Source organism: Bordetella genomosp. 5 (assembly GCF_002261315.1).
Classification (GTDB): domain Bacteria; phylum Pseudomonadota; class Gammaproteobacteria; order Burkholderiales; family Burkholderiaceae_B; genus Bordetella.
In genome coordinates, this window is the sequence record NZ_NEVP01000006.1 from 261,019 (window position 1) to 279,842 (window position 18,824).

At 70.0% G+C, this 18,824-nt stretch carries 21 protein-coding genes; 16 read left to right on the forward strand and 5 right to left on the reverse strand.

All coding sequences use genetic code 11. The features are described from left to right. Window positions 1-124 precede the first annotated feature (124 nt). From fabV to CAL25_RS10055, 6 genes are all read left to right on the forward strand, one after another. Window positions 125-1,315 carry an enoyl-ACP reductase FabV gene (gene fabV / locus CAL25_RS10030; protein WP_094799821.1) on the forward strand — a complete coding sequence of 397 codons (1,191 nt, stop codon included), beginning with the start codon at window positions 125-127 and terminating at the stop codon, window positions 1,313-1,315. 259 nt (window positions 1,316-1,574) lie between these two features. Continuing rightward, complete coding sequence (locus CAL25_RS10035; RefSeq protein ID WP_094799822.1) at window positions 1,575-2,501, forward strand: LysR family transcriptional regulator; 927 nt, start codon at window positions 1,575-1,577, stop codon at window positions 2,499-2,501. Window positions 2,502-2,774: 273 nt separating this feature from the next. Beyond that, on the forward strand, window positions 2,775-2,996 hold the full coding sequence (locus tag CAL25_RS10040) for a hypothetical protein (protein WP_141217911.1): 222 nt from the start codon (window positions 2,775-2,777) through the stop codon (window positions 2,994-2,996). Between the two features lie 98 nt (window positions 2,997-3,094). Continuing rightward, window positions 3,095-3,475 (forward strand): hypothetical protein, encoded by a 381-nt coding sequence (locus tag CAL25_RS10045; protein WP_094799824.1) that lies wholly within the window; start codon window positions 3,095-3,097, stop codon window positions 3,473-3,475. Beyond that, window positions 3,472-3,660: a helix-turn-helix transcriptional regulator gene (locus tag CAL25_RS10050; protein WP_094799825.1), complete on the forward strand. Its 189-nt coding sequence runs from the start codon at window positions 3,472-3,474 to the stop codon at window positions 3,658-3,660. Before CAL25_RS10045 ends, CAL25_RS10050 begins: the two co-directional genes overlap by 4 nt. Window positions 3,661-3,675: 15 nt before the next feature. Further along, window positions 3,676-4,029 carry an SH3 domain-containing protein gene (locus CAL25_RS10055; protein ID WP_094799826.1) on the forward strand — a complete coding sequence of 118 codons (354 nt, stop codon included), beginning with the start codon at window positions 3,676-3,678 and terminating at the stop codon, window positions 4,027-4,029. A 3-nt stretch (window positions 4,030-4,032) separates the two neighbouring features. Here CAL25_RS10055 and CAL25_RS10060 read toward each other — a convergent pair whose 3' ends face one another. Beyond that, the gene (locus tag CAL25_RS10060; protein WP_094799827.1) at window positions 4,033-4,833 is read right to left on the reverse strand and encodes a helix-turn-helix transcriptional regulator; all 801 of its coding nucleotides are present in this window, start codon (window positions 4,831-4,833) and stop codon (window positions 4,033-4,035) included. A gap of 238 nt (window positions 4,834-5,071) precedes the next feature. Between CAL25_RS10060 and CAL25_RS10065 the strand changes: the two genes are divergently transcribed. The 3 genes from CAL25_RS10065 to CAL25_RS10075 are packed head-to-tail and all read left to right on the forward strand — an operon-like array spanning window position 5,072 to window position 7,393. Next, a complete protein-coding gene (locus CAL25_RS10065) occupies window positions 5,072-6,040 on the forward strand; it encodes a Bug family tripartite tricarboxylate transporter substrate binding protein (RefSeq protein ID WP_249279014.1) in 969 nt (322 codons plus the stop codon). Next, window positions 6,033-6,902 carry a PhzF family phenazine biosynthesis protein gene (locus tag CAL25_RS10070; protein WP_249279015.1) on the forward strand — a complete coding sequence of 290 codons (870 nt, stop codon included), beginning with the start codon at window positions 6,033-6,035 and terminating at the stop codon, window positions 6,900-6,902. The genes CAL25_RS10065 and CAL25_RS10070 overlap by 8 nt, the downstream gene beginning before the upstream one ends. Then, window positions 6,890-7,393: a RidA family protein gene (locus CAL25_RS10075; RefSeq protein ID WP_094799829.1), complete on the forward strand. Its 504-nt coding sequence runs from the start codon at window positions 6,890-6,892 to the stop codon at window positions 7,391-7,393. The genes CAL25_RS10070 and CAL25_RS10075 overlap by 13 nt, the downstream gene beginning before the upstream one ends. Here CAL25_RS10075 and CAL25_RS10080 read toward each other — a convergent pair. Continuing rightward, the gene (locus CAL25_RS10080) at window positions 7,371-8,117 is read right to left on the reverse strand and encodes a hypothetical protein (RefSeq protein ID WP_094799830.1); all 747 of its coding nucleotides are present in this window, start codon (window positions 8,115-8,117) and stop codon (window positions 7,371-7,373) included. The two genes, CAL25_RS10075 and CAL25_RS10080, sit on opposite strands and share 23 nt — an antisense overlap. Before the next feature lie 247 nt (window positions 8,118-8,364). On the opposite strand from CAL25_RS10080, the gene CAL25_RS10085 reads away from it, so the two are divergent. The 4 genes from CAL25_RS10085 to CAL25_RS10100 all read left to right on the forward strand — a co-directional run bounded on the left by CAL25_RS10085 (window position 8,365) and on the right by CAL25_RS10100 (window position 12,122). Continuing rightward, window positions 8,365-9,126, forward strand: a complete 762-nt coding sequence (locus tag CAL25_RS10085; protein ID WP_094799831.1) for an SDR family oxidoreductase — start codon at window positions 8,365-8,367, stop codon at window positions 9,124-9,126. A 254-nt stretch (window positions 9,127-9,380) separates the two neighbouring features. Next, complete coding sequence (locus CAL25_RS10090; protein ID WP_094799832.1) at window positions 9,381-10,526, forward strand: DSD1 family PLP-dependent enzyme; 1,146 nt, start codon at window positions 9,381-9,383, stop codon at window positions 10,524-10,526. Between the two features lie 110 nt (window positions 10,527-10,636). After that, complete coding sequence (locus CAL25_RS10095; RefSeq protein WP_349290548.1) at window positions 10,637-11,329, forward strand: ABC transporter ATP-binding protein; 693 nt, start codon at window positions 10,637-10,639, stop codon at window positions 11,327-11,329. Further along, window positions 11,316-12,122 (forward strand): ABC transporter permease, encoded by an 807-nt coding sequence (locus CAL25_RS10100; protein ID WP_094799833.1) that lies wholly within the window; start codon window positions 11,316-11,318, stop codon window positions 12,120-12,122. Before CAL25_RS10095 ends, CAL25_RS10100 begins: the two co-directional genes overlap by 14 nt. 42 nt (window positions 12,123-12,164) lie before the next feature. On the opposite strand, the gene CAL25_RS10105 is transcribed toward CAL25_RS10100, so the two are convergent. Beyond that, on the reverse strand, window positions 12,165-12,977 hold the full coding sequence (locus tag CAL25_RS10105; RefSeq protein WP_094799834.1) for an alpha/beta fold hydrolase: 813 nt from the start codon (window positions 12,975-12,977) through the stop codon (window positions 12,165-12,167). A gap of 485 nt (window positions 12,978-13,462) precedes the next feature. Here CAL25_RS10105 and garD point away from each other — a divergent pair, with 485 nt between their 5' ends. The 3 genes from garD to CAL25_RS10120 all read left to right on the forward strand — a co-directional run bounded on the left by garD (window position 13,463) and on the right by CAL25_RS10120 (window position 17,116). After that, window positions 13,463-15,070, forward strand: a complete 1,608-nt coding sequence (gene garD, locus CAL25_RS10110; RefSeq protein ID WP_094799835.1) for a galactarate dehydratase — start codon at window positions 13,463-13,465, stop codon at window positions 15,068-15,070. A gap of 50 nt (window positions 15,071-15,120) precedes the next feature. Next, the gene (locus CAL25_RS10115) at window positions 15,121-16,425 is read left to right on the forward strand and encodes a DUF445 domain-containing protein (RefSeq protein ID WP_094799836.1); all 1,305 of its coding nucleotides are present in this window, start codon (window positions 15,121-15,123) and stop codon (window positions 16,423-16,425) included. 64 nt (window positions 16,426-16,489) lie between these two features. Next, window positions 16,490-17,116, forward strand: a complete 627-nt coding sequence (locus CAL25_RS10120) for an ABC transporter ATP-binding protein (RefSeq protein WP_094799837.1) — start codon at window positions 16,490-16,492, stop codon at window positions 17,114-17,116. Between the two features lie 78 nt (window positions 17,117-17,194). Here CAL25_RS10120 and CAL25_RS10125 read toward each other — a convergent pair whose 3' ends face one another. Both CAL25_RS10125 and CAL25_RS10130 read right to left on the reverse strand, forming a co-directional pair. Then, on the reverse strand, window positions 17,195-18,334 hold the full coding sequence (locus CAL25_RS10125; protein WP_094799838.1) for an extracellular catalytic domain type 1 short-chain-length polyhydroxyalkanoate depolymerase: 1,140 nt from the start codon (window positions 18,332-18,334) through the stop codon (window positions 17,195-17,197). Window positions 18,335-18,360: 26 nt separating this feature from the next. Then, window positions 18,361-18,783, reverse strand: a complete 423-nt coding sequence (locus CAL25_RS10130; protein ID WP_094799839.1) for a CopG family transcriptional regulator — start codon at window positions 18,781-18,783, stop codon at window positions 18,361-18,363. Between the last annotated feature and the right edge of the window lie 41 nt (window positions 18,784-18,824).

Genomic DNA, 18,824 nt, shown 5'->3' on the forward strand with positions numbered 1-18,824 from the left:
GGGCCGGCGGCGGGCCTCCGGGGGGCGTCCCCGCCGCCACATCCTATACAATCCCCGCACTCCGCCATCCGCCGCGCCCGAGGGCAGCCGCGGGGCAATCCTATTCCGAATTCGAGACGACGCCATGATCATCAAACCCCGCGTGCGCGGCTTTATTTGTGTGACGACCCACCCGACCGGCTGTGCCGCCAATGTGCGCGAACAGATCGAGTACGTGAAGGCCCAGGGTCCGATCGCCAATGGTCCCAAGAAGGTGCTGGTGATCGGGGCGTCCACCGGTTATGGCCTGGCCGCGCGCATCACGGCGGCCTTCGGCAGCGGCGCCGCCACGCTCGGCGTGTTTTTCGAGCGCGAAGGCGAGGCCGGCAAGGCGGGCACCGCCGGCTGGTACAACAGTGCCGCGTTTCACGAGCAGGCCGAGGCCGCCGGCCTGTACGCCAAGAGCATCAACGGCGACGCCTTCTCCGACGAGATCAAGGCCCGCACGATCGACGCGATCAAGGCCGACCTGGGTCAGGTCGATCTGGTCGTCTACAGCCTCGCGTCGCCGCGCCGCAAGCACCCCAAGACGGGTGAAGTCTTCAACTCCACGCTCAAGCCGATCGGCAAAGAGTTGAAGATGCGCGGCCTCGATACCGACAAGGAAATCATCAAGGAAACCGTGCTGCCGCCGGCCACTCAAGAAGAGATCGACAACACCGTGGCGGTGATGGGTGGCGAAGACTGGCAAATGTGGATCGACGCGCTGTCCGAGGCCGGCGTGCTGGCCCCCGGCGCCAAGACCACGGCGTTCACGTATCTCGGCGACACCATCACGCAAGACATCTACTGGAACGGCACCATCGGCGCCGCCAAGAAGGATCTCGACGACAAGGTGCTGGGCATCCGCGCCAAGCTGGCCGCGACCGGTGGCGACGCCCGCGTGGCCGTGCTCAAGGCCGTGGTCACGCAGGCCAGCTCGGCCATCCCCGTGATGCCGCTGTACCTGTCTCTGCTGTTCAAGGTCATGAAAGAGAAGGGCACGCACGAAGGCTGCATCGAGCAGCTCGACACGCTGTTCCGCCAGGGCCTGTACACCGATAAGCCGATCCAGGACGAGGTGGGCCGCCTGCGCGCCGACCTCAAGGAACTCGAGCCCGAGGTGCAGGGCACCGTGACCGCCCTGTGGAACCAGGTGCAGGACGACAACATCTACCAGCTGACGGACTTCGCCGGCTACAAGGCCGAGTTCCTGCGCTTGTTCGGCTTCGGCATCGACGGCGTGGACTACGAGGCCGACGTGGACCCGGACGTCAAGATCGCCAACATGGGCTGATCGCACGGCCCGCGCGGCCCGTGCGCGCGTCGTGCCAATGACCCCCGCCGTTCCGGCCTGTCCGGACGCCGGGGGTTTTTGTTTGGTGGCGCCGGGATGCGGGGCCTGTCACAGGTGGCCCCGCGCCGATCCGGCGCGTCGCCCGCGCTTTGGCGGGCGCGCCTATGCCTTGCCATCCGCTCGTCCGCACCGCCTTGTCGGGCCCGCCGCTGGCCCGCTACCATTCAGTTTTACTGCATCCAGCATTCAGGGCGGCTTCGTGACCGACACCTCCGACATTCGCTTTTTGCTCACGATCCAGGCGGGCGGCAGCCTGCTGGCCGCCGCTCGTGCGCTCGGCGTCACGCCCTCGGCCGTGTCGCAGCGTCTGCAGCAGCTCGAGGCGCGGGTGGGCGCGCGGCTGGTCGACCGCAGCGCACGGCGGCTGCGCTTCACCGACGAGGGCGCGCTGCTGTGCCGGCGCGGCGAGGCGCTGGTGCATCAGCTCGACGAATTGATGCAGGAGGTGCAGGCCAGTCAGGCCGGGCTGCTCGGCCGGCTGAGCGTGTGCGCGCCGCTGGGCTTCGGCCGGCGGTACGTGGCGCCGCTCGCCGCGGACTTTCAGCGCCTGAATCCGCGCATCGAGGTGGCGCTCACGCTGTCCGACGAACCGCTCGCGGTCGCCGCCGAGCGCCACGACGTGATCGTCCACATCGGCGCGCTGCCGGCCTCCAATCTGATCGGCCATGCGATCGCGCCCAACGCCCGGCTGCTGGTGGCCGCGCCCGCCGTGCTGCGCCGCTTCGGCACGCCGCAAACGCCCGAGGATCTGGCCGGCATGCCGTGCATCGTGCTGCGCGAGAATAACGAAGACGTGTCGCTGTGGAGCTTCGCCAAGGGCCGCACCACCCGCAGCGTGCGCGTGCCCGCGCCGCTGTCGTGCAACGACGGCGATGTGATCCGGCAGTGGGCGGTGGAGGGCCGGGGCGTGATCCTGCGCTCGGAATGGGACGTGGCCGACGATCTGCGCGCGGGCCGGCTGGTGCGGCTGCTGCCCGGCTGGAAGGCGCCCGACGCCAACGTCGTGGCGCTCACCCACGATCGCGCCGGGCTGCCACGCCGGACGCGCGACTTCATGGCGCATCTGCAGGCCGGCTTCAAGGGCGGAGCGCCCTGGCGTCTGGCGCGCACGCCGGAGGCGGGGTAGGCCCAGGGCGACGGCGGCGCCATGTCGGCGCATGGGCAGCCGAGGGCGCAGCCATGGGCCTGGCGTGGCAGCACGCTGCGTGCGCCGGAGCATGCGCACTGTCGGGCGCTGCCCCCTGGGCAGTCACGGATCCGTCGGCGCACGCACGTTGACCCGCCGGGAACGCTTCGTGCTCGGTACCGAAGCCCGCCCGCCGCTGCGCGCTGCTCCCCGGGCGTCCCGCGCCAGCCTCGCCATTGGTGCCAGGCGCGCTTTCATCCACGCGAGGTACTCATGCGGCCATTGCTGATCCTGCTCATTGTCGTGACGGTGGTGTTGGCGCTGTCTCAATGGTTTGGCTCGAACGCCATCGGCGAACGTGCGCAAGGCGGATACGACGGGACCAGCACCCTCGCGCCGGGGCAGCATGCCGAGGCGCGAGGCGATGCCCGCGACGCGCCCGGCAACGCGGAGCGCGCCACGCAGCAGCTGAAACAGGGCGCGCAGGGCAACTGAGGCGCGCGCCCCGACCTTCCGGATCGTGTAAAGCAAGCTTGACACCGCACGTCGGTCGATGTCAAACTTGCTTTACATCATCACAACGGAAGTTTCTCGTGTTCAAACAAAAGCGTTACGCCGTCGAACTCTGCGCCGCCCTCGTGCTCTACGCCGTGTTGCTGGTCGGGGCCAATCTGATCGAAGCGGCGCTCGATCCCGCAGGCGGTCTCAAGATTGCGATCAATCTGCTGCCGATGCTGGGCGCGCTCGCGGCCGCATGGTCCATCATGCGGGCGCTCTGGCAGATGGACGAGCTGCAGCGCCGCATCCAGCTCGATGCCATCGCGATCTCGTTTCTGGGCACCGCGCTGATCACGTTCGGCTGGGGCTTTGCCGAGGGGGCGGGGCTGCCGCAGCTGCGCGCCTTCGCGGTGTGGCCCATCATGGCCACGCTGTGGGCGGTAGGGCTCGTGATCGCGCAGCGCCGCTACCGATGAACAACAGCATCAAGCAATTGCGGCTCGAGCGCGGCTGGAGCCAGGCCCAGCTGGCCGAGGCGCTCGCCGTCTCGCGCCAGACGGTCAATGCCATCGAGAATGGCCGCTACGATCCCAGCCTGCCGCTCGCGTTCGTGATCGCACGCGTGTTCGCGCTGCGCATCGAAGATATCTTCCAACCCTGATCACCGGAGTCCACCTTGAAGTACCGCGTCCACACCGCGCATCGCAGCGAGTATCCCGATCCGATCCGCTTCGAGCGCCACACGCCGCTCGTGGTCGGCGAACGCTATGCGGGCCCGGAGGGGTGGGACGACTGGTATTTCTGCTCGGTGGCCGGCCATGACGGCGGATGGGTGCCGGCGCAACTCATCGAGCACATGCCCGATGGCAGCGCGCGGGCGGTCGAGGCCTACAGCGCGCGCGAGCTCGACGTCGATCCGGGCGAAGCGCTGCTCGCGCGGCGCGAGCTCAATGGCTGGGCGTGGTGCGAACGCGAGACCCTGCCCGACGCGGGCTGGGTGCCGCTGGCGAACCTGACGCCGCAGGCCTGAGCTTCATTCGTCCGCATCCGTATCGAGCGCGGCGGGCAACGCGGTCGTCGCGTCGACCGCGCGCAGCAGGCGGCCGAGGTGTCCGCTGCTCGAGAAGCCGAGCTCGTTGCTCACGCGGGCCAGGCTTTCGCCCAGCGCCAGCCGCTCGCGCGCGGCCTGTGCCACCAGCATGCGCCGCAGCGTGACCGGCGAGACCCCATACACATCGAGGCAGGCGCGCTGCAAGGTGCGCGGCGACAGGCCCAGCGCGTTCGCCGCGTCGGCCACCGTGGACGGCGGGATGCCTTCCTGGAGCTGCCGGCGCAGGCTGGCGGCCCAGCGCAGTGCGGGATTGTCGGGGCCCGTTTGCACGAGCGTGGCCGTGCGGCTGCTGTCGAGCTGCGCGAGCAGCGCGGCGACCAGGGACGGCACGGCGCGGGGCGAGAGGGCGGGCTCCCACAAGGCATCGAGCATGGCCTGGGCGGCGCCGTCGAGCTGAAGAATGCCGCGCGCCCCGCAGGCGCGCAGCAGTTCGGGGGCGAGATAGAGCTCGCCATGTTGTTGCGTCACGCTCTGCGCGCGCGTGCTGTGCTCGCAATGCGAGGGCAGCAGCAGCGCCTGACCCCGCACCAGCCGGCCGCGCCGGCGCGCGGCGCCTGCATCCTGCCAGGCGGTGTCGAGGACGCCCGCGCGCGGCCACAGCAGCATGGCGCAATCGTGTTCGTGCCAATGAAACGTGTAGCGCGGCTGCCGGCTCGCGGCGAGCGCGAAGCCCGTTTGGGCGATCAGATCCAGCTTGGAAGAGAGCGGAGCGCGGCGCGTCATGGCGGTAGTGCAGGGGTGCGGCGCAACGGCGCCGGCCCGGTCGGTGGCGGGTGAGGGTGGAGTCAGTATCGGCGGGCGCACGCGTTTGCGCAATGGCGGGCGATACCGGTTACGAAGCCGCGGCCCCCGGCGCCCGGCCCCTGTCGTGTTTTGGATCGCGCCGTGTCGCGGGCGGGATCGCTCGCGCTGGCTACCGTCCTTACGATAGGCCGCACTAAACCACGACAAGGGGATGTGCATGATGCGCACGCTTTCACTCACTCTGCTCCACGGCCTGATGCTGTCCGCGATACCCGCGCTGAGCTCTGCCCAAGCCGCCTGGCCGGACCGGCCCGTCACGCTGATCGTGCCGTTCCCGGCCGGGGGCGGCACGGATCTGGTCGTTCGAACGCTGCAACCCGCGCTCAGCAAGCAACTGGGCCAGACCGTCGTCATTCAGAACGCGGGCGGCGCGGGGGGCACGGTGGGCTCCGGGCAGGCCGCCCGCGCCAAGCCCGACGGCTACACGGCGCTCGCCGTGACCACCAGCACCACGGCGCTGGCGGCCAATCTGTACAAGAACCTGGCGTATCGCCCGGACCAGGATTTCGCCTACGCCGGCTTCATCGGCACGTCGCCCTATGTGCTGGCCGCGAATCCCGCGTTGAAGGCGACCACGCTGCCCGCGCTGGTCCAGGCCCTGAAGGCGCGCGGCCAGGGCTCCTATGCATCGGTCGGTGCGGGCACGCTGTCGCACCTGCTGGGCGATCTGCTCAAGAAAGACGAAAAGCTCGATATCACCCACATCCCTTACCGGGGCGCGGCGCCTGCCTATACCGATCTGATCGGCGGGCAGGTGGACATCATGTTCGACAACCCCGTCGGGCTCGCGCCCTTCGTGCAGAGCGGCAAGCTGGTGGCGGTGGCCACCACGGCGCCCACGCCGATTCTGCCGGGCGTGCCCACCTTCGCCGCGCAGGGCATGCCTGCCTACACGCAGTTGCTGTGGTACGGCCTCGCGTTCCCGAAAGGCACGCCGGCCGACATCGTGACGCGCATGAACGGCGCGCTCAACGCCGCGCTGCGGGATCCGGCCGTGGCGGCCGACCTGGCCGCCAAGGGCGTCGATGTGCGGCCCGACACGGCGGCCGCACTCACGGACAGCGTCACCAAAGACCTCGCCTTCTGGGGCACGCTCATCAAGCAAAACGGAGTCCAATTTGACTGAGTACTACACGAACCCGCCCGCGCCTCCCCCGGCGGGCGCGGCCGCGCTGTTGCGCGTGTTCGTCGACACGTCCGCCGCGCGGGCCGGCGGCAATCCCGTTCCGCTCGTGCTGGACGCACGCGGTATGAGCGACGCGGCCATGCAGGCGCTGGCCGCGCAGCACGGCCACGAGTCGGCCTTCGTCCTGCCGCCCGACGCGCCCGACACGCTGTGCCGGCTGCGCTTTTTCGTGCCGGGCCACGAGATGGAAATGTGCGGCCACGCCACGGTGGGCAGTCTGTGGGCCCTGCGCCAGTGGGGCCGCTGGACCACGCAGCGCACGCGGGTGCAGACGCTGAGCGGCAGTGTCGACGCGGAATGGGACGAGGCGCGCGGCGGGGCCTGGATCTCGCAGCCCGCCGTCTCGCTCGCGCCGCTGCCGCAGGCCCACTGCGAAGCGATCGCGCAGGTATTGGGCATCGACGCGGCACACGCGGCCGTCAACGCCAGCACCAGCCGGGTCAAAACGCTGTTGCGCATGCCGGATGCCGAGGCGCTGGACGCATTGACGCCCGATTTCGGTGCGATGCGGGCGCTGTGCGAGCGCATCGGCTCCACCGGCCTGTATCCGTACGCCGTGTCCGCGGATGGCGTCTTCGCGCGGCAGTTTCCCAAGGCCTCCGGCTATCCCGAAGACGCCGCCACCGGCATCGCTGCCGCCGCGCTGTGGGGCTACTTGGACAGCGTGGGCGATATTCCCGCCGGCGCGATCTGCACGGTGTACCAGGGCAGAGCGATGGGCTCGCCGTCCGCCATCCATCTGCGCCGCCGCGCCGATGCGCCCGGATGCTGGCTGAGCGGGGAGACGCAATGGATGGCCTGACGCCGCATGCCGCCATCGAGGCGCGGCTGGCCGCGGCGGGCCTGGCGCTGCCGGCGCCGCCCACGCCGCGCGGCAGGTACGCGCCGTTCCATGCCTATGCGTTGGCGGACGCCGTATTCGTGTCGATCAGCGGCCAGGCCAGCCGCGACGCGGGCCGGCCCGTGCAGGGGCGCTCGCGTGCGGGCGATGCCTTGAAGCCGGCCCAGTCTGCCTGCGGCCGCGCGGCGCTGGCCGGCCTGGCCGCGCTGGCGTCCGCCTGCGAAGGTGATCTGGGACGCGTGCGGGCCATCACGCAGTTGCGCGGCTATGTGGCGTGCGATCCCGATTTCGAGGCGCACAGCGCGGTGCTCGACGGCGCGTCGCAGGTGATCGAACTGGCGTTCCCGGATCTGGCCCGACCGGCGCGCAGTGCCGTGGGCGTCACGAGCCTACCGGGTGGCTGCTGGGCCGAAGTGGAGTTGTGCGCGATCATCGCGCCGTGCCGACGCTGAAAAAGCCCATGGCCTCCAGATCCGCCTGCAGCGCGCGGGCGAGGGCTTCCAGCGCCACGTCGTGATCGATCCGCACGCGTACCCGCGTGTCGCCCGGCGCCTGGGTGAGCTGCACGCGGCCGTGCAGGGCGGGCACGTACAGCACGGCGCCCCAGGCAGCGTCCTGCCGGTGCGCGGCCGGCGCTTGGCGCTCCACGCAGGCGATCACGTCGGCCAGCGCGAGGGATTGCGCGGTAAAGAGCTCGAGCGTGACGCGGTCCAGGCCCGAATCGAAGCTGCGCCACGCGGGCGAGGGCGGCGGGGGCGCGTGCGGGCCCCAGTCGAGCGGATCTGCGAAGCCTCGCGGCATCCAATAGGCCCGGTCGTCGTGGCGCGGCAGCACGAACAGCGCCGCGCGCGCCGGGCTGTAGAACACCTTATCGCCGTCGATGGTCTGGCCGAACGGCACGGCGCGCGCCGCCTCGTCCAGCCTCAGGTCGTCCTCTTCCTCCCACAGCTCATCGAACCACTCGCGCACGAACGCCTGCTCATCGGCGGTGGCCGCCATGATCTCGTCGGGCAGCCACACGATCAGCCGTCCGTCGTACAGGCCCGCGCCGAGTTCGGTGACGTGTTCTGCGTATCCGGGTGGCAGCGGCGCGCCCAGCCAGTCGGCCAGCGCGGCCAGACGCGCCGGATCGGCAAGACGGCGTTTTGGAGTGACGAGGTAGGGAGCGGCGGGCATCGGGCGGGGCGAGAGCAGGGATGCTGCACTGTATACGAAGGATCCGCGTCCGCCGCGGGGCGCCGCCATCATGTCCCAGGTGATTGTGCATTTCTTGGCTCTGGCTGGCAGGACATGCGGCCTCTACAGTACGCCCATGCCCTGACAGACGTGATGAGCACGCAGACCAGGGCAGCCAACGGGCGCAGCACAGGCCCTCATACACAACACGGCCGCCAGGCTCGCGGTCAGGTCCGGAGAGAACATCATGCAAGCAAAGAAAGTGGTTGTGATCGGGGGCACCGGCTTGATCGGTTCCAAGGTGGTGGCGCTGCTGACGGCAGCCGGCCATGAGGCGGTGCCGGCCTCGCCCAACACGGGCGTGAACACGCTCACAGGCGAAGGGCTGGACGCCGCGCTGGCCGGGGCGGATGTGGTGATCGACGTGTCGAACTCGCCGTCGTTCGAGCCGCAGGCGGTCAAGGCCTTCTTCGAGACGTCCACGCACAACCTGCTGGCGGCCGAGGCGCGGGCGGGCGTGGGACATCACGTGATCCTGTCCATCGTGGGCACCGACCGCATGCCGGGCAACGGCTACTTTGCGGCCAAGGTCGCGCAGGAGGCCCTGATCAAGGCCGGCCCGATCCCGTACAGCATCGTTCGCGCCACGCAGTTCCTCGAGTTTCTGGGCGGCATCGCGGACGCCACGACGTCCGACGGCGTGGTGAGGCTGGCGGGCGGCTTGTTCCAGCCGGTGGCGGCGCAGGATGTCGCGGCGGCCGTGGCCGAGGTGGCGCAGGGTGCGCCCTTGCTGGGCACCACGGAAATCGCGGGTCCGGAGCGCGCGCCGTTCGACGAGATCGTGGCCCGCTACCTGGCGCTGGCGGGCGATGGCCGCCGGGTGGAGCGCGATCCGCAGGCGCGCTATTTCGGCGGCGTGGTCGAGCAGGAATCGCTCGTGCCGACCGGCCCGGCGCGGCTCGGCGGCATCGGTCTGGCGGAGTGGGTCGCCCGCCGGCCGGCGGCGTGAATAAGATGCGCGGGCGGGCAGAGCGGCTTGAGCCGCCCGCCTCGGGGCATGCATAGGGGGCCGGAAAAGGCAGCAGCAGCGGCTTCGGCAGCGTGAGCTTGCGGCGGGTCCGCGCCAGTCTGCCGGCGCGACCAAGATTCAGTCTGGCTACATCTAACGATTAGCCCGACCGACACGAGCAGGGCGTCCGGCGTTCGTAGAATACGGCTCATGCAGTGCCGCCCCGTCGGGCGGCCGCCCGACCGGATATGCCCATGAACGCCATCGCGCAAGACCTCTACGCCGACCTCGACACCCCCGCCGCGGTCGTCGATCGCGCGCGCCTCGCCGCCAACATCGCGCGCATGCAGGATCACATGAACGCGCTGGGCGTCGCCCTGCGTCCGCACGTGAAAACCACCAAATGCCTCGAGGTCGTGCAGGCGCAGATCGCCGCCGGCGCGCGCGGCATCACGGTGTCCACTTTGAAAGAGGCCGAGCAGTTCCATGCGGCCGGCATCACCGACATTCTTTATGCGGTCAGCATGGCGCCGTCCAAGCTGCCGCGCGCGCTGGCGCTCAAGCGCGCCGGCTGCGATCTCAAGATCATCGTCGACAACGTCGCGGGCGCAGAGGCGATCGTGGCCGCGTGCCGCGAGTCGGGTCTCGCGCTGCCGACGTGGATCGAGATCGACACCGACGGCCATCGCTCCGGCATCACGCCCGAACAACCCGAGTTGCTCGACGTGGCGCGCGTGCTGGACGCCGCCGGACTGGTGGACGGCGTGCTGACCCACGCCGGCAGCAGCTACGAGCTGAACACGCCCGACGCGCTCGCGGCGTTGGCCGAGGTGGAGCGCGCCGGTTGCGTGCGCGCCGCCGCTCGTCTGCGCGAGGCCGGCATCGCCTGCCCGAACGTCAGCGTCGGCTCCACGCCGACCGCGCTGGCGGCGCGCGCGCTCGACGGCGTGACGGAGGTGCGGGCCGGCGTCTACGCGTTCTTCGACCTGGTCATGCATAACGTCGGCGTTTGCCGCCAGAGCGATGTCGCGCTGAGCGTGCTGACCACCGTGATCGGTCATCAGCCCGACAAGGGCTGGATCGTGGTCGACGCGGGCTGGATGGCCATGAGCCGCGACCGGGGCACGTCCAGGCAGGGCCAGGACTTCGGCTATGGCCTGCCGTGCACGCTCGACGGCGAGCCGTTGGCGGGCTGGCTCATGACGCAGGCCAATCAGGAGCACGGCATCATCGCGCCGGTCGACGGCGCCGCGCCGGGCGATGTCACCGAACGCTTCCCGGTGGGCATGCGGCTGCGCCTGCTGCCGAATCACGCATGCGCCACGGGCGCACAGTTTCCCGAGTATGCGGCGGTGGACGAAAGCACCGTCGAAATCTGGCCGCGATTCTATGGGTGGTGAGCGATACTCTCGCCATGCCAGATCCAGTGTCATTGTCTAGCGCGCCCGCCGCGGGCCGGCCAGCCGCGGGATCGCCCGCCGCAGGATCGCCTGCCGCCACCTTGTTATCCGTGCGCGGGCTGAGCTGCGAGCGGCTCGCGCCGGTGTCGTTCGATCTCGCATCCGGCGAGTGTGTCGCCATTCTCGGTCCGTCGGGCGCCGGCAAGTCGGTGTTGTTGCGGCAGATCGCCGATCTCGATCCGGGCGAGGGTGAGGTCTGGCTCGACGGGCGCGCCCGTTCGGCCATGCGCGCGCCCGCGTGGCGGCGGCAGGTGGTGTATTGCCAGGCCGAGGCGGGATGGTGGCACGAACAGGTCGGGGCCCATTTCGCCAATCGCGCCGCTGCCGCTTCGATGCTGGATCGGCTGGGGCTGGACGCGGCCAAGCTCGATGCGCAGGTACACGAATGCTCCACCGGCGAGCGCCAGCGTCTGGGTCTGGCCCGCGCGCTGCTGCTCGAACCGGCCGTGTTGCTGCTCGACGAGCCCACGGCCGCGCTCGATGCGCAATCGATCGCGCGCGTCGAGGCGGTGCTGCACGCGGAGCTCGCGCGCGGCGCGGGTCTCGTGCTCGTCACGCACAACGACGAACAGGCGCGGCGGCTCGCGCTGCGGTGCTTTCATATGGAGGCCGGCCGCCTGAGCGTGCCGGCCGATGCGCACGGCGCACGTCAAACGCGCGCGGCAGATCCTGCGGCGATTCCCGCCGCGAGCCTCGCGGAGAACCCAGCCGCAACCCAGGGAGCGCGTCATGGGCGTGATTGAACTGAGCGCGGGCGATCTGGTGCTCGCGGCCAGCCTCGTCGTGGTCTCGGCGCTGATCTCGCTGGCCTTGCGCATGGGGCTGGAGCGGCAAGTGCTGTGGGCGGCGGTGCGCACGGTCGTTCAGCTGCTGCTGGTCGGACACATTCTGCGGGTGGTGTTCGCCCACGGCACGCCGTGGCTTACGGCGCTGGTGCTCGTAATCATGATGGGCCTCGCCGCGCGCGAGGTGGCGGCACGGCCGGCCGAGCGTCTGCGCGGCCGGGGCAATGGCTGGGTCGGGGCGGTCACGGTGGCGTGCACCACCTTGCTGACCGCGATGTTCATTCTGCACACTACGCTGCGGCCGGATCCCTGGTACGACCCGCGCTACACCATCGCCCTGGTTGGCATCGTGTTGGGCAGTGTGCTCAACGCGGCGAGCCTGGCGCTCGACGGCATGCTCTCCGGCATTCGGCGCGAGCGCGGCGCGATCGAGGCGCAGCTCGCGCTCGGCGCGTCGGCACGGCAGGCGTTCGCGCCGCTGGTGCGTGCCTCGGTGCGGCGCGGCATCGTTCCCAGCGTGAACCAGATGGCGGCCGCGGGGATCATCACCTTGCCGGGCATCATGACGGGCCAGATCATCGCGGGCATGGATCCGGTCGAAGCGGCCAAATACCAGATCCTGCTGATGTTCCTGCTGTGCGGGGCGAGCGGGCTGGCGGCGATGGGCGCGGCCTGGCTGGCGATGCGGCGCCTGACCGACGCGCGCGATCGGCTGCGGCTGGACCGCCTGCTGCCCGAACGGGCGGCGTGAGCCAACCAGGCGCGACGCCAGCGGCACCGGGCGCGCGAGCGTCTATCCCGCGCTCGACAGAAAATCCAGAATCAGCGCGTTGACCTCGCCCGGTTGCTCGAGGCTGGGCAGGTGCGCCACGCCGCGCAGGGCGTGCCCCTGTACGGCCGGCAGGGTCTGCACCATGCGGCGGCAGCGCTCCTGGATGTGCGGAAAGTCGTACTCGCCCCACAGCAGCAGCGTGGGTACGCCGATCTCGGCGAGACGGGGCCAGGCCCGGTCCATGTCGAGATCGGTGCCGGTCGGCGGCGCGAGCAACACGCGCTGGTTCATGTCGAGAAACAGCGAGCGCGTGGCGCCGCCGATGCGGCCTTCGGGCTGCAACGGGCCGTCGAGCCACAGCCGCGCCTTGATCGCGTTCATTTTGTCGATGTCACCGCGGGCCTCGGCCTGCTGCAGATTGGCGAGCAGCGGCAGCGCGGCGGCCGGATAGGCCGGCGCCGGCGCACCCGCCACGCTCGGCGAAACCAGCACCAGCGCGCTCACGCGTTCGGGATGGCGCAGCGCGGCGTCGATTGCGATGCGGCCGCCCGCGGAGCACCCCACGAGCACCGCCTGGCGGTCGGGCGCGACGGCGTCGAGCACGGCGAACAGGTCAGACACACTGGAATGGTCTTCGGGCACCGCACGCGTCTGCCCGAAGCCGCGCCGGTCGTACGCGATGGCGTGGAAAGCCTCGCCCACGGCCTCGACCTGCGCCCGCCACATGCGGTTATCGCACACGTTCGCGTGCAGGAACAGGACGGGGGTGCCTTCTCCGGCGGTGTCTGCGGCAAATACCGCGCCGGCATGCGCGATCTGTAAGCGGGTCGACATGGAACGAGCGCTCCGGTTGGGGAAGGTGGGGAGGGGGGGAAGGGCATCATGCTAGCCCTCGCGCCGTGGACTGGCGAGCAAATATTGCGCAGCTCGATGGGCCGCGCGTTGGTATTGCGCGTCTTTGGGGAAAGTGCGCCTTGACGCTCTGGCGATTGTCGAGGTTTAAACGGTAGTCTCGTCCGGCCGGGGCGCCGGCGCCGGCGACGGGTCCGGGGGCGGATCACCGCGTGCGCGCAAAGGCCGCGGCGCCGCGCAAGCGGAAGGCGCAGGCGGCAGGCCGGCGCTGTGGCCGCCAGACCACGTCTTGCGGCGAGCCCGCGGCGTCCCTCCGGCCCGCCGCACTGCTGGCTTTACAAGCAGGCAAAAAAACTCGACACTTGTATTACAAGTCCGGCCGCACCGGCTTGTGAGCGCTACCGTGCTGATCCCGGGGGCAGGCCCCGGGACACGCGCGTACAGACGACACGATCGAGACACCCGCCATGCCCGCCGCTACCGAAGTCCAGCTTGATGCTCCCCGCCTTGCTCCCCTGTATATCAAAGTCCACCCGAACGACAACGTCGCCATCGTGGCCAACGACGGCGGTCTGCCGGCCGGTACGGTATTTCCCTGTGGTCTGACGCTGGTCGAAGGCGTGCCGCAGGGTCACAAGGTGGCGCTGACGGACCTCGCCGAGGGCGAGCCGGTGGTGCGCTACAACGTGACCGTGGGCTATGCGGCCAAGCCGCTGGCGCGCGGCAGCTGGATCAACGAGCGCGTCACGACCATGCCCTCGGCCCGCACGCTCGACGACCTGCCGATCGCCAACCGCCCCGCGCCGGATACGACGCCGCTCGAAGGCTATACCTTCATGGGCTACCGCAACGCCGACGGCACCGTCGGCACGCGCAACATTCTTGCCATCTCCACCACCGTGCAATGCGTGCAGGGCGTGGTCGAGCACGCCGTGCGCCGCATCAAGGACGAACTGCTGCCGCGCTATCCCAACGTGGACGACGTGGTCGGCATCGAGCACACCTACGGCTGTGGCGTGGCGATCGATGCGCCCGGCGCCGCGGTGCCGGTGCGCACGCTGCGCAACATCGCGCGCAATCCCAACTTCGGCGGCGAGCCCATGATGGTGAGCCTCGGCTGCGAGAAGCTGCAGCCCGAGCGCCTGATGCCGGTGGCGGGCCGCCCGAGCACCATTCCGATCGCCCAGCAGGATGCCAATCCCTGGCAGGAGCCGGTCGACACGGTCTGCCTGCAGGACGATGTGCACGTCGGTTTCGGTTCGATGATCGATGCCATCATGCAGACCGCCGATCGACATCTGCAGCGCCTGAACGCGCGGCGCCGCGAGCCCTGTCCGGTGTCGGACCTCGTGGTGGGCGTGCAGTGCGGCGGAAGCGATGCGTTCTCCGGCCTCACCGCCAATCCGGCCGTGGGCTTCGCGGCCGACCTGATCGTGCGCGCCGGCGGCACCGTCATGTTCTCCGAGAACACCGAGGTGCGCGACGGCATCGATCAGCTCACCGCGCGCGCGGCCACGCCCGAGGTGGCGCAGGCGCTCATCCGCGAGATGGACTGGTACGACAAATACCTCGAGCGTGGCATGGCCGATCGCAGCGCCAACACCTCGCCGGGCAACAAAAAGGGCGGCCTGTCCAACATCGTCGAGAAGGCGATGGGATCGATCGTGAAGTCCGGCTCGTCGGCCATCTCGGCCGTGCTGTCGCCGGGCGAGCGCCTTACCACGCGCGGCCTGGTGTTCTGCGCCACGCCGGCCAGCGATTTCATCTGCGGAACGCTGCAGATGGCGGCCGGCATGAACCTGCACGTCTTCACGACCGGCCGCGGCACGCCTTACGGCCTGGCGCAGGTGCCCGTCGTGAAGGTGGCCACCCGCAGCGATCTCGCGCGCCGCTGGCACGACTTGATGGACGTGAACGCCGGCCGCATCGCCACCGGCGAGGCCACCATCGAAGACGTGGGCTGGGAGCTCTTCCATTTGCTGTTGTCGGTGGCGAGCGGCGAGCGCCAGACCTGCGCCGAGAAGCTCAAGCTGCACAACGCGCTGGCGCTGTTCAACCCGGGCCCGGTGACGTAAGCCGCGCCGGGCTTGGTATGCTCGGGTAACGAGCCACTCCTGCCCGCGCTATGTCCTACGCCGATCCCACGCTGCCCCTCGCCGAACTGCGCCGCCGCCAGTTGCGCCGCATGAAAGTCTGGGCGCTCGTGCTGCTGCTCGCCATGCTGGCGGGCTTCATCGCGAGCCATGTGATGGGCGGGCAGGGCGCGTGGGCCTGGGTGCGGGCGTTCTGCGAAGCCGCCACCGTGGGCGCGCTGGCCGATTGGTTCGCCGTGGTGGCGCTCTTCAAGCGCCCGATGGGCCTGCCGATCCCGCACACCGCCATCATCCCTTCCAACAAAGAGCGCATCGCCGACAACCTGGCGATCTTCGTGCGCGATCATTTTCTCGACCCCGATACGCTGCTCGAGAAGCTGCGCACGTTCGATCCGGCCACGCGGCTGGCGCGCTGGTTGTCCAAGCCCGCGCAGACTCGGGCGCTGGCGCAGGGCGCGCGCAAGATCGCGCTGCAGATGCTCGACCTGCTCGACGAACGCGCGGTGCGCGGCGCCATCCAGCGCTTCGTGGTCGATACCGTCCAGCGTTGGGACGCCGCGCGCACGGCGGGCGATGTGCTCACGCTGCTGACCCGCGACGGGCGGCACCAGGAGCTGCTGGACGCCGCCCTCGCGCGGCTGGGCAACTATCTGGGCGAGGCCGACGTGCGGGATCGGGCCTCGGCGCTGTTGGTGAAGTTCGCGCGCAAGGAGTGGCCGCGCACCATCAAGGCGCTCGATTACGTGGCCGATCTCGACGAGATGGCCGACAACCTGGCCGAGCGTCTGGCCCAGGCCATGGTCGACGAATTGCGGGAGGTGCTCGCCGCGCCCGACCACCCGGTGCGGCGCAACTACGAAACCTGGGTCCTCGATTACATCGAGCGCCTGCGCGACGATCCCGCGCTCGCGGCCCAGGTGCAGAAGCTCAAGCAACAGGCCATCGAGCATCCCAAGGTGCAGGAGTACGTCCAGACCCTGTGGGGCGATATTCACGATGCGCTGCGCCGCGACCTCAACGATGAAAATTCGGCGATGGCGACGCACCTCGAGTCCGCGCTGCGCAACCTCTCTGGCCGACTGGCGCAGGATCCCGGCCTGCGCGACGCGCTCAACGCCCATCTGATGGGTGCGGCGCGCCGCCTCACGGGCCGGCTGCGCAGCGGCGTGACGCAACACATCGCGCGCACGGTCAAGACCTGGGACGAGCGGCATCTGGTCGAAGAACTCGAGCTGAGCGTGGGCCGCGATCTGCAATACATCCGCTTCAATGGCACCCTGGTGGGCGGGCTGATCGGCGTCGCGCTGCACGCCATCGTGCTGTTGCTCACGCCGTGACACCCGCCGGATCAGCGCTCGGCATCCCAAGACGACATCAAGACGCAACGCCCAAAGGACCCTCATGCTACGCATCGATAAGCTCACCAAGCGCTATGGCGACGTGCTCGTCTTCGACGGCCTGACACAGGCGTTCGAGTCGGGTTGCGTGGCCCTGTGCGAGGAAGACAGCACCGGCAAGTCGACCCTGCTGGCGATCGTGGCCGGCGTGCTGGCGGCGGATCACGGCGATGTGTGGATCGATGGCCTGTCGATGGCCAGCGCGCCGCAGGTGGCGCGCGCGCGGCTGGCCTATGTGCCCGACAACTGCCTGCTGCATCCGGCGATGACCGGCCGCGAGCTGCTGGAACAGGTGGCGGCCGACAAGGGCGTGGCGCTGGATGACACGACATGGGCGCTTGCCGAGGATTTGGGCCTCACGCCGCATCTGGACAAGCGCTTCGAGCAGATGTCCACCGGCACGCGCCGCAAAGTCTTCCTGACGGCCGCCCGGTTGGGCGACCCGGCCGTCGTGATCGCGGACGGCCCGACTAACGGCCTGGACATGGCCGCGCGCGACGTGCTGGCCGAGGTGTTTGCCCAGTGGGGCGAAGATCGCGTCGTGCTGTTCGCCAGCCACGATCCCGAGTTCGTGCGGGCCTGCGGCGCGCGCGAGATCGAGGTCGGCACGCTGCGCGAACCGGCGCCCTGACACGGCGTCGCGCCCGCGGCACGCGTGCGCCTCGTGCTGGCCGAAATGCGCCGGCGCGCCGTGCCTGCGGGACGGTGCTCAGCGCGCGGGGTCGAGCTCCCGCTCGAAAAAGAAGCGCAGCATTTCCCCGGTGGCGTCCGGGCCGTTCTGGTCCGTGTACGAACCGCGGCTGGAGCCGCCTGCCCAGGCGTGGCCGGCGCCATGGATCTCCCAGCGTTCGACGATGACCGCGCCGGCGGCATTGCGGTAGAGGTAGCGCGTGCTGCCACGCCGGGGTCCGGCGGCGGGCACCGCGCCGGATTCGATCCGGGCCGACGCGCCGGCGCTGGCGGCGGCCACCGCCTTGGCGTTGGCCGGATGCACGGTGGCGTCGCGGTCGCCATGGAACACGATCAGCGGCACGCCGTTGCCGGTTGGGGCGGCGCCGGCAAGACCCTTGCCCTTCATGGCGGCCAGGGCCGACGGCAGGTCCGAGGCCGCGCCGGGCGCGAGCCCGGAGTGCACGCCCGCCGCTGCAAACAACTCGGGGTAGGTGTTGGCCAGGATCGCGGCCATCGCGCCGCCGGCCGACAGGCCCGCCGTGTAGACGCGCCGGGCGTCGATGTTGTGCGCCTCCATCACCGAACGCGTCATGCCGGCCAGAATCGAGGGCTCGCCGCGGTCGTGCTGCTGGTGATTGTGCTTGAACCAGTTCCAGCACTTCTGCGGATTGGATTCGCGCGGCTGAATCGGATAGAGCACATAAAAGCCCTGGGCCCGTGCCGCCTCGTCCATGGCCGTGCCGGCCGCGAAGTCGTTGGCGTCCTGGGTGCAGCCGTGCAGCATGACGACCAGCGGCCGGGGGCGGTCGCCCGCGCCCGGCGGCACATACAGCCGGTAGGCGCGCTGCCCGGACGCATTGCGGAAGGTGCCGGTGATCACGGTGTCTGCCGCGGTGGCCTGATCTCGGGCTGCGGCTGCGTTGGCGGCGGCGGGCGCGGCCGCCTGGGTGGCGCGCGCGCCGCTGCGCGCGCCGCTGCGCGCGCCGCTGTCCGGCACTTCGCGCGCCTCGACTTCGATGACATCGCCATCCGCCGGACGCACGGATGCGGCGGCCATCGGCGCTTGTGCGCCGACACCGCGCAGCGCCGACTGGATCGCGGCGGTGGCCGCGCCCAGATCGCCGGCCTGGGTGAGGCGGGTGGCGTGATTCATGAACTGCAGGAACTCGGGGTGCATGGCATTCCCTTTACGGCAAGAAGGCGTCAGCCGATACGCTGACGCAAGGCGGTTTTGACGGCGGGGCTCGCATGTAGCGCGCCCAGGACGGTCAAGGATTCGATGGTGGCGAGGGCCAGCTCGGGCGTCACGTCGGGCGCGATCGTGGCCAGGCCCAGCACGCGGATCTGCAACATCTCGCCGGCGGCCTGCACCGCGAGGAGGTCCTGCGCGGTGTAGTGCTGGATACCGAGCACGAGCGTCTTGCGGGTGACGACCTGGCGCACCGCTTCGCTGTGCAGCGCCAGCTGATTGCGGATGGCCGTACGTATCAAATCAGTGCGGTTGGCATAGAAGCCCTCCTGGACGAGCAGATCGATCTGACCGAGGTCGACATAACCCAGGTTGATCGTGACCTTCTCATCGGGAGGCTTGGGTGCGGCGGCGAGGGCGGGGGTGCGGGGAGGCATGTGCGCATATTAGTACCATCCAAGTGGATGGTCTATGGCTG